The organism is Pseudomonas sp. KK4 (genome assembly GCF_001984065.1).
Taxonomy (GTDB): domain Bacteria; phylum Pseudomonadota; class Gammaproteobacteria; order Pseudomonadales; family Pseudomonadaceae; genus Aquipseudomonas.
Genome location: NZ_LYVP01000155.1, coordinates 1 through 9856, shown reverse-complemented (window position 1 = coordinate 9856; position 9856 = coordinate 1). Strand labels below are relative to the sequence as shown.

Below are 9856 nucleotides of genomic sequence, written 5' to 3'. Positions count from 1 at the left end.
CTTCATTGACTGATACACCGCTTTCGCGAGCAAGCCCGCTCCCACAGGTCAGGTGTTAGCCGTAACGTGCCGGAGTATAAACAGCCTCAAAGCTCCCATGCGACTTTCAGCCCTTCATAAATCGCTTCTTCGGCGGTGCGCGGGGCGAGGCAGTCGCCGATGCGGCGAAACTCCACCAGGCCTTTCAATTCTTCGCCCAGGGTGTCCACCGGCTGATGGCCCTGGCACAGCACCAGGGTGTCGATGTTTTCCAGCAGCATCGCTTCGCCGCTGGCGGTGTGTTGCAGGTACACCGTATTGTCATCGCAGCCGTACAGGCGCGCATAGGGGGTGATCGGGATTGCCAGTTTGTGCAGTTCCCCCGCCAGTTGATCGCGCACATACAGCGGCAGGTTTTCCCCGCAATGGGTGCCGTTGACCGCCAGTTGCACTTGATGCCCGGCGCGGGTCAGGCGCTCGGCGATGCCGGGTCCGATCCAGTCGCAGCGCCAGTCGACCACCACCACCGAACGACCGATCTTGACCTCGTCGCGCAGCACCTGCCAGGCATCCACCACCTGCAGTTCGCCGCCGCGCTCGAAGTGCGGCCAGTAGGGTTCGGCACCGGTGGCGATGATCACCATGTCGGGTTTTTCCTGTTCCACCAGGGCGCGGTCGACCCGGGTGTTGCGCACCACGCGCACCCCGGCCAGTTCCATTTCCCGCTGCAGGTTGGTGCTGGCACCGCCGAATTCGCTGCGCCGTGGCAGCAATTGCGCGAGCAACACCTGGCCGCCGAGTTGCGAACTGGCTTCGTACAGCGTCACGTCGTGCCCGCGTTGTGCGGCGACCGCAGCGGCCTTCATGCCGCCGGGGCCACCGCCGGCGATCATGATGCGCTTACGGGTTTTCGCGGCGTGACGCTGACCAAAAATCAGCTCGCGGCCGGTTTCCGGCGTCTGGATGCAGGAAATCGGCAGACCCTTATGGAAATGGCCGATGCACGCCTGATTGCAGGCAATGCACGCGCGTACGTCTTCAACGTGGCCGGTGTCGGTCTTGTTCGGCATTTGCGGGTCGCAGATCAGCGCCCGGGTCATGCCGCAGACATCGGCCTGGCCGCGGGCGATCATCAACTCCGCTTCCTGCGGCTGGTTGATGCGCCCGGTGACGAACAGCGGAATGTTCAGGCTGGCCTTGAAGGTGCCGCCTTCCCTGGCCAGGTATGCCGCTTCGATCGCCATCGGCGGCACGATATGCACCGCGCCCCCCAGGGACGCCGAAGTGCCGGCGACGATGTGCACGTAATCGAGTTGCCCTTGCAGCGATTGCACGGCGGCCAGGGACTCGTCTTCGGTCAGGCCCTCCGGGTCGCGCTCGTCGGCGCAAATGCGCAGGCCGAGGATGAAGTCGTCGTCGGTGCTGGCGCGCACGGCAGCGATGATTTCCCGCAGGAAACGCAGGCGCTGTTCCAGTTCACCGTTGTAGCCATCGGTGCGGCGATTGACCCGCGGGTTGATGAACTGCGCCGGCAGGTAGCCGTGACTGGCCACCACTTCCACGCCGTCGATCCCGGCCTGATGCAGGCGCCGGGCGGCAGCGGCGTACCCGGCGACAATCTCATCGATCATCCCCTGGTCCAACTCACGGGGCATCACCCGGAAGCGCTCGTTGGGCACCGCCGAGGCGGAGTAGGCCACGGCCAGCAGGCCATCGCTGGACTCCATGATTTCTCGACCCGGGTGGAACACCTGGGACAGCACCACGGTGCCGTTGGCGTGGCAGATGTCGGCGATCTTGCGGTAGCCGTCGATGCAGGCATCGTCGGTGGCCATCAGCACGTGGGAGGTGTACCGCGCGCTGTCATGCACCCCGGCGACTTGCAACACGATCAGCCCGGCACCGCCCTCGGCACGCGCCCGGTGATAGGCGATCAACTGCTCGTTGACCAGGTTGTCGGTGGGCATCGAAGTGTCGTGACCGCTGGACATGATGCGGTTTTTCAGGCGCTTGCCACGGATCTGCAAGGGTTCGAACAGGTGCGCGAAGGCAGGTGACGGCGTCGACATGGTGCAGGAACTCCAGCGGGCTGAAAGCCGAAAGACCGGTTTTCGGCATTGTTATTATTGCGCTATGGAAATTTACCGACAGTAAAAAATCAACTTGTTTTTTTACTTTGCGCTGGCTGGACGTCGACGGGGGTGACGCAGTACTGTCTGCCGCAGCCGATCAGCCTGGAGGACTAAAACAATGAACGAGATCGCGACCCACCTGCCGCGCAGCGCGACGGAGCAACGCCTGCGTGAAGAACTGGCCGCCTGTTATCGCCTGATTGCACATTTCCGTATGACCGATCTGATCTTCACCCATATTTCGGTGCGGATTCCGGGGCCGGAGCATCATTTTCTGATCAACCCGTATGGGCTGATGTTCGATGAGATCACGGCGTCGAATCTGGTGAAGATCGATCTGGATGGGCGGGCGGTGGAGCCTTCGCCGTATCCGGTCAATCCAGCCGGGTTTGTGATTCACAGCGCGATCCATGGCGCCCGCGAAGACGCCCAGTGCGTGCTGCACACCCACACCAAATCCGGTTGCGCGGTGGCGGCGTTGAAGTGCGGGTTGCTGCCGGTGAATCAGATTTCCATGGAGTTTTATGGGCGAGTGGCTTACCACGACTATGAAGGCGTGGCGCTGGATTTGAGCGAGCAGCAGCGGCTGGTGGCGGACATGGGCGACAAACCGGTGCTGATGCTGCGCAACCATGGGCTGTTGACCGTGGGCGAGACGGTGAGCCAGGCGTTCCTGCGCATGTATTACCTGGAAAAGGCTTGCGAAATTCAACTGGCGGCGCAGGCTGCCGGGGAGGTGGTGCTTCCCTCGGCCGAGGTGTGCGCGCATACCGAGCGGCAGTTCAATGAGCCGGGGCGGCCGTTGGCGGAAGGCGAATTGAGCGATCCGGATGCCATGCAATTGGCCTGGGCGGCGTTGTTGCGGTTGCTGGAGCGGGTGGCGCCGGGGTATCGGGATTGATCCGCATCTTGGGGTGAATGGACTGGCCTCTTCGCGAGCAAGCCCGCTCCCACAGGGTTCGTGGAATGACGGCTGATTTTGTGAATGACTGAACCCTCTGTGGGAGCGGGCTTGCTCGCGAAAGCGGTGTGTCAGGCGCCGCGACGTTGCGCACTGAAAACTGACTGGAGACCGACTACGCTCTTGCTGTACAGTCGTTCAGCTCGCCGATGTCACGGCGGCCCAATCGAATCCAGGAGCGTCGCCCATGAATCAGGAAGCCCGTTTTTCCCGCATGGAACCGGAGTTGCGCAAGGCCAATCTGATCGAGGCGACGCTGGTGTGCCTCAAGCGCCACGGCTTCCAGGGCGCTTCGATCCGCAAGATTTCCGCCGAGGCCGGGGTGTCGGTGGGGCTGATCAGCCATCACTATTCCGGCAAGGACGAACTGGTGGCCGAGGCCTATCAGTCGATCACCGGCCGGGTCATGACCCTGTTGCGCGAAGCCATGGAGCAGGCCGCGCCCAATGCCCGGGAACGCTTGTCGGCGTTTTTCCGCGGTTCGTTCTCCGCCGAATTGCTCGACCCGCAACTGATCGACGCCTGGCTGGCGTTCTGGGGTGCGGTGAAGACCGCCGAAGCGATCAATCAGGCCCACGATCAGTCCTACGGTGAATACCGCGCCATCCTCAGCAACGTGCTGACAGAACTGGCGCAGGAAGAGGGCTGGGAAAATTTCGACGCCGATCTGGCAGCAATCAGCCTCAGCGCCTTGCTCGATGGCCTGTGGCTGGAGTCCGGCCTGAACCCCGGCACCTTTACCCCAGAGCAAGGCATCCAGATTTGCGAAGCCTGGGTCGACGGCTTGCAGGCCGGCGGTCGGCAGCGCTTCACGCTGCAGACGAGCAGCTGTTGATCAGTCGTTCAACAGTGGATACTCTCTGACGCACACGTAACAACACTCTAATAAGAAATAGGCCTTCGGGCCTGTGCAGGACTCCAGCAATGACGCCACGGGTACTGATCGTCGATGACGATCCGCTGATTCGCGAACTGTTGCACGCCTATCTGTCCCAGGAAGGCTACGAGGTTCATTGCGCCGAGACCGCGGAACTGGCCGAAAGCTTCCTGGCCAGCCAGGCCGTGGACCTGGTCATGCTCGATATCCGCCTGCCCGGCAAGGACGGCCTGACCCTGACCCGCGAACTGCGGGTGCGTTCGGAAGTGGGGATCATCCTGATCACCGGGCGCAACGACGAAATCGACCGCATCGTCGGCCTCGAATGCGGCGCCGACGATTACGTGATCAAACCCCTCCATCCGCGAGAACTGGTGTCCCGGGCGAAAAACCTGATTCGCCGGGTTCGGCATGCGCAACTGCCGCAACCGATGGCGGCCGGCGCCCGGCCGGTCAAGCAGTTCGCCGACTGGGCGCTGGACACCGACCGCCGACGCCTGATCGATCCGGCCGGTGGCGAAACCCTGCTGACCCACGGCGAATACCAGTTGCTGAGCGTGTTTCTGCGCAACAGCGGCCACACCCTGAGCCGCGACCAGTTGATGGACCAGATCCGCAACCGCGAATGGGTGCCCAACGACCGCTCCATCGACGTGCTGGTGGGCCGCCTGCGCCGCAAGCTGCATGACGACCCCGCCGAACCGCAACTGATCATCACCATCCACGGCGCCGGTTACCTGTTCACGGCCAGCCTTGCCGCATGAGGTGCCTGCTGTGGCTGCTGCTGGCCCTGTCTGCCGGCCAGGCATTGGCGGCGCAGAAGGTTCGTTACTGTGACTATCCGCAATATCCACCGATCACCTGGAGCGACGGCAACAACGTCCGTGGCCTGGCGCCGAGCGTGGTGAAAAAGCTGTTCGGTGAATTGGGCTACGAGGTGGAGATCGTGGTGCTGGGCAACTGGAAGCGCTGCCTGCTCGATGCCGCCGAAGGTCGGGTTGACGTGGTGTTGGCCTATAAGACCGAGCAGCGTGAACACAGCATGTTGTTTTCCACGGTGCCGGTACTGCGCGAAGAGGTGGCCCTGTTCTACAACCGGCACAATCCGGTGGTGATCGAGCGCCTGGAAGACTTGTCCCGTTACCGTGGCGGGCTGCTGTTCGGTGAAAGCTACGGCCCGGCGTTCGATCGCATGGTGGCGAAAAACGACAACATCGAATGGGTGTCGGACAACCAGCAGAACTTCGGCAAGCTGATCCGCGAACGCATCGATTTCATTACCCAGGAACGCCGCACCGGCGAGCTTTACGTGGCCAACCGGCCCGGCGCGCAGGACATCGTTGCGTTGCCCAAGCCCTTGAGCGTCGACTATCTGCGGGTGGCGGTCTGACGGCGTTCACCCTGGGTCGGGCACATGCCGCAAATCAACGCGCAGCTGCAACGGATGATCGATGCCGGCGACATCGAGCGCCTGCTCAGTGAAAGCCAGGTCACTTACCGGGACATGGTCAACCTGCCGGCGAACACACGATGATCCATACCCATCCCGTCGGCCTGTTGCGGCGCCTGCTGCTGTTCATTCTGTTGTTCAGTTTGTGCTTTACGGTACTGGCCAGCAGCGTGCAGTTGTACATCGAATATCGCCGGGAAATGCGCGACATCGATTCGCGCATGGAACTGATCCGGGTCGGTTACCTGGCCAGTATCGAGCGCAGCCTGTGGGACCTCAACGAGGCGCAGTTGAACGTGCAGCTGCGTGGCCTGGTGGACTTCTCCGACGTGGCCCGGGTGCACTTGACCGGTCCCGATTACGACTTGCAGCACGGCAACCCGAACCCGATCGGGCCGTTGCGCGTCGAGCGCTTCGACCTGGATTACCAGCCGCCCTCGGGCCCTTCGCGCCACATCGGCCAGCTTGAGGTGAGTACCGACCTGGGCGCGGTGTATCAGCGTCTGTATGCCACCGGGTTGACCAGTCTGTTGTGGATGGGTGTGTTTCTCTGTGGTCTGGCAGTGACGCTGTCGGCGTTGTTCTATCGCCTGGTCACCCGGCATTTGCAGGTGATGGCCGAATTTGCCCGGCGCATCGCCGCCGGGCAATGGCACGAACCACTGCGCCTGGACAAGCGCCGCGGCGCCAACGAAGACGAAATCGACACCGTGGCCCATGCCCTGGATGACATGCGAAGGGCGATCCTGAGTGACATCGACCGCCGGGAAACCGATCGCCTGGCCTTGCAGGACAACCGCGACGAACTGCAGCGCAAGGTCGAGCGGCGCACCGCCAGCCTGATGCGCGCCAAGGACGAAGCCGAAGCGGCGAACCTGGCCAAGTCGCGATTCCTGGCGACCATGAGCCACGAGTTGCGCACGCCGCTCAATGGCATTCTGGGCATGGCCGAATTGCTGCGCGGCGCCGCTCTGGAGCCCCGGGACAGCAAACGCCTGGATGCCTTGCACAAGGCCGGTGAGGGGCTGTTGAGCATCCTCAATGAGGTGCTGTATTTCGCCAAACTGGAGGAGGGCGCGAGCCTGCCGGAGCCGGTGGATTTCTCGATTCGTCAGTTGCTCGACGAGGTGCTGACCCTGCTCGAACCCCGTGCGCTGAGCAACGGCACGATTCTGCTGTGCCGTGTCGACGAGGCGGTGGCCGGGCATCACCACGGCGCCGAGCAATTCTTGCGGCAGATCCTCAGTAACCTGCTGGCCAATGCGATCAAGTTCACCGAAGACGGCGAGGTCAGTGTCGAAGTGGCCTTGATCGCACAGGATCAAGGCCAGCGTTTGCGGGTCAGCGTCACCGACAACGGCATCGGCATTTCCCAGGCGATGCAGGCGCAGATTTTCGAGCGCTTCACCCAGGCCAGCGAAGAAATCGCCCAGCGCTTTGGCAGCACCGGGTTGGGGCTGGCGATCTGCAAGCATTTGGTGGAGCACCTGGGCGGTCGCATCGGTGTCAGCAGTGAAGTCGGGCAGGGCAGCTGTTTCTGGTTTGAGCTGAGCTTGCGGCCTGCCTGTGATGTCGTCGGCAAGGTCGCACCCAGTGAGCCGGGTGCCGCGCTGCAGATCCTGGTGGTCGAGGATGTGGCGATCAACCGCGAAGTGGCCCAAGGGCTGCTGCAGCGGGACGGGCATCAGGTGTGGCTGGCCGAGGACGCCGAACAGGCCTTGGTGCAGTGCGCCGGGCGCAGCTTCGATCTGATCTTGCTGGACGTGCATCTGCCGGGCATGAGTGGGGTCGAGCTGTGCACCCGGTTGCGCGGCACTGAGGGTCCGAATCGCCGCACACGCATCATCGCCCTGACGGCCAGTGTGCAACCGGCCTTGGTCCGCAGTTATCTGGAGGCCGGCATGGACGGCATCCTGGCCAAGCCATTGAAGCTGGAAAACCTGCGTCAGGTGCTGGCGGGTCAAGGGACGGTCGAGGATCCGTTGCCCGATGGCGGGACGATGGACTGGCCGCTACTGCAAACCCATCGCACGTTGCTGGGCGAGCAGAAGTTGCAGGGGTTGTTGTCGGTGCTGCGCGCCTCCATCCTTCAGCACCGCGAAGCACTGGACGAAGCGGTTGCTGCCGACGATTGCACTGAGGTCGCCCAGTTGGCGCATCGGTTGGCCGGTAGCAGTGATTCATTGGGGTTTCGCGGCCTGGCCCTGGAAATGCGCAGGCTGGAAACAGCGGCTTTGTGCAACGACCAATCGGCCATCCGCCTATGCGTACCCTCGGTGCAGGCACACCTGCAAAAATCCCTGCAAATCCTCGATGACCTGTTGCAAGCCAATAATCCCGGGCACCCACAATCCCCTTGTGGGAGCGGGCTTGCTCGCGAAAGCGGTGGATCTGCCAACATAGTCATCGACTGACCTACTGCTTTCGCGAGCAACTCGAATCGTCGCACCGCCGCTCCCACAGGGATGTGCGTACAAGGTTGTTACGACTTTTTACATCTTTGATCCTTGTGTACAACGTCACCTTACATGGCTTTCCAATAATCGATGAAGCCGCCGCAGCGCGGTCTTCGAAGCTTATTGGAGATAATAATAATGAAATGCCGTAATGCTGATCCTTCCCCGCGCCGTGACGTCCTGTCCTGCGCCACGCACCTCATTGTTTGCTGAGGTGCCGGACATGAGCGTAAATACTGATACCCAAGGCATTCACCTGACCCGTGCGCTGAAGAGCCGGCACATTTTCATGTTGTCACTGGGGGGTGTGATCGGTACCGGGCTGTTCATGGGCTCCGGGGTGACGATCAACCAGGGCGGCCCGCTGGGGGCAATTCTGGCGTACCTGGTGGCGGGCTTTTTGATGTACCTGGTGATGGTCTGCCTGGGCGAACTGTCGGTGCAGATGCCGGTGTCCGGCTCGTTCCAGACCCATGCCACCAAGTTCATCGGCCCGGCCACCGGGTTCATGATCGGCTGGGTGTACTGGATGAGCTGGGCCACCACCGTGGGGCTGGAATTCACGGCGGCCGGGATGCTGATGACCCGCTGGTTCCCCGCGGTGCCGATCTGGTACTGGTCGGCGCTGTTCGTGGTGGTGCTGTTCGGCCTCAACGCCTTGGCGACCCGCGCATTCGGTGAGGCCGAATACTGGTTCTCCGGGATCAAGGTGGCGGCGATTCTCGGGTTCATCGTGGTCGGCGTGCTGGTGATCTTCGGCGCGATCCCCTTGACCAGCGGCGCGCCGGCGCCCATGGCGAGCAACCTGATCGGCGATTCGTTGTTCCCCAATGGCCTGTCGGCGGTGTTCGCGGTGATGATGACCGTGGTCTACGCCTTCCAGGGCTGCGAGATCATGGGGGTGGCCGCCGGTGAAACCGATCAGCCGGAAAAGAGCATTCCCCGTGCCGTGCGCAACGTGGTGTTCCGCGTGCTGATCTTCTACGTGCTGGCGATCATCGTGCTCTCGGCCATCGTGCCCTGGCAGCAGGCGGGGCTGATGGAGAGTCCGTTCGTGCAGGTGTTCGACATGGTCGGCATTCCTTACGCTGCTGACTTGATGAACTTCGTGATCCTCACGGCGATTCTTTCGGTGGGCAACTCCGGCCTGTATGCCTCGACCCGCATCCTGTGGGCGATGTCGAAAACCGGCATGGCGCCCAAAAGCCTGTCGCCGCTGAGCAAGCGAGGGGTGCCCCTGCGGGCCCTGAGCATCACCCTGTGCTTTGCCCTGGTGTCGCTGATGACCAGTTTCGTGGCAGCGGACACATTGTTCATGGTGTTGATGGCGGTGAGTGGCATGTCCGGCACCGTGACCTGGATTGTCATTGCCCTGACGCAGTACAAATTCCGCAAGGCCTATCTGCGTGATGGCGGCAAGCTCAGCGACCTCAAATACCGCGCGCCGTGGTTCCCGGTGTTGCCGTTGATGTGCATTACGCTGTGCTGTTCGTTGTTTGTATTCCTGGCACTGGATGAGACTCAGCGGCCTTCGTTGTATTGGGGGTTTGGGTTTATTGCGTTGTGCTATGGGGCGTACTTCCTGTTTCACCGCAAGCGCGGGGAGGTTTTGGCGCCGAGTTTGCCGAGCGCGTAACTCTCTCAGTCAGTAGTGCGCGCTTGCCTGCAGGGTACATATCCGTTGCTGCGATCGGGGCGGCTACCGCGGCATCCTTGCCGCGGTGTTCACTGCGCAGAACCGGAACGAAGCCTCTCGAGGTGGCGAACACCGCAACCGAGGCGGTCTTCGAGCCGGCCTGCCAGCCACCCACCCAGAATCTTGCAGATATCCCATTTCCCCTGTGGGAGCGGGCTTGCTCGCGAAGGCGGTGGATCAGCCAACATATTCATTGACTGACCTACCGCTTTCGCGAGCAAGTCAAATCGTCGCACCGCCGCTCCCACAGGTATTGCGGCGTGCACGCATTTTGTGAACAACACCCACCCCTGTAGGAGCGAGCT

General features: G+C 62.2%; 6 protein-coding genes and 1 pseudogene. 6 read left to right on the top strand and 1 reads right to left on the bottom strand.

Features of this window, described 5'->3' with window-relative positions; all coding sequences use genetic code 11:
* Positions 1-86: 86 nt before the first annotated feature.
* Positions 87-2048, bottom strand: coding sequence for an FAD-dependent oxidoreductase (locus B0W55_RS26985; RefSeq protein WP_077048959.1), 1962 nt, complete (start codon positions 2046-2048; stop codon positions 87-89).
* A gap of 181 nt (positions 2049-2229) precedes the next feature.
* On the opposite strand from B0W55_RS26985, the gene B0W55_RS26980 reads away from it, so the two are divergent.
* From B0W55_RS26980 to B0W55_RS26955, 6 genes and pseudogenes are all read left to right on the top strand, one after another.
* A complete protein-coding gene (locus B0W55_RS26980) occupies positions 2230-3012 on the top strand; it encodes a class II aldolase/adducin family protein (RefSeq protein ID WP_077048958.1) in 783 nt (260 codons plus the stop codon).
* 247 nt (positions 3013-3259) lie between these two features.
* Complete coding sequence (gene betI / locus B0W55_RS26975) at positions 3260-3907, top strand: transcriptional regulator BetI (RefSeq protein ID WP_077048957.1); 648 nt, start codon at positions 3260-3262, stop codon at positions 3905-3907.
* Positions 3908-3996: 89 nt separating this feature from the next.
* Positions 3997-4713, top strand: a complete 717-nt coding sequence (locus tag B0W55_RS26970) for a response regulator (RefSeq protein WP_077048956.1) — start codon at positions 3997-3999, stop codon at positions 4711-4713.
* Positions 4710-5483: pseudogene (locus B0W55_RS26965) on the top strand (substrate-binding periplasmic protein). The gene B0W55_RS26970 and the pseudogene B0W55_RS26965 overlap by 4 nt, the downstream one beginning before the upstream one ends.
* Positions 5480-7813, top strand: a complete 2334-nt coding sequence (locus tag B0W55_RS26960) for an ATP-binding protein (RefSeq protein ID WP_083743235.1) — start codon at positions 5480-5482, stop codon at positions 7811-7813. Before B0W55_RS26965 ends, B0W55_RS26960 begins: the two are co-directional and overlap by 4 nt.
* Positions 7814-8078: 265 nt before the next feature.
* Positions 8079-9491, top strand: a complete 1413-nt coding sequence (locus B0W55_RS26955; protein WP_077048960.1) for an amino acid permease — start codon at positions 8079-8081, stop codon at positions 9489-9491.
* The last annotated feature ends 365 nt before the right edge of the window (positions 9492-9856 follow it).

Bases quoted from the DNA above. Each gene is read 5' to 3' on its own strand.
- B0W55_RS26985 (WP_077048959.1), bottom strand. From the start codon at position 2,048: ATGTCGACGCCGTCACCTGCCTTCGCGCACCTGTTCGAACCCTTGCAG.
- B0W55_RS26980 (WP_077048958.1), top strand. From the start codon at position 2,230: ATGAACGAGATCGCGACCCACCTGCCGCGCAGCGCGACGGAGCAACGC.
- betI (WP_077048957.1), top strand. From the start codon at position 3,260: ATGAATCAGGAAGCCCGTTTTTCCCGCATGGAACCGGAGTTGCGCAAG.
- B0W55_RS26970 (WP_077048956.1), top strand. From the start codon at position 3,997: ATGACGCCACGGGTACTGATCGTCGATGACGATCCGCTGATTCGCGAA.
- B0W55_RS26960 (WP_083743235.1), top strand. From the start codon at position 5,480: ATGATCCATACCCATCCCGTCGGCCTGTTGCGGCGCCTGCTGCTGTTC.
- B0W55_RS26955 (WP_077048960.1), top strand. From the start codon at position 8,079: ATGAGCGTAAATACTGATACCCAAGGCATTCACCTGACCCGTGCGCTG.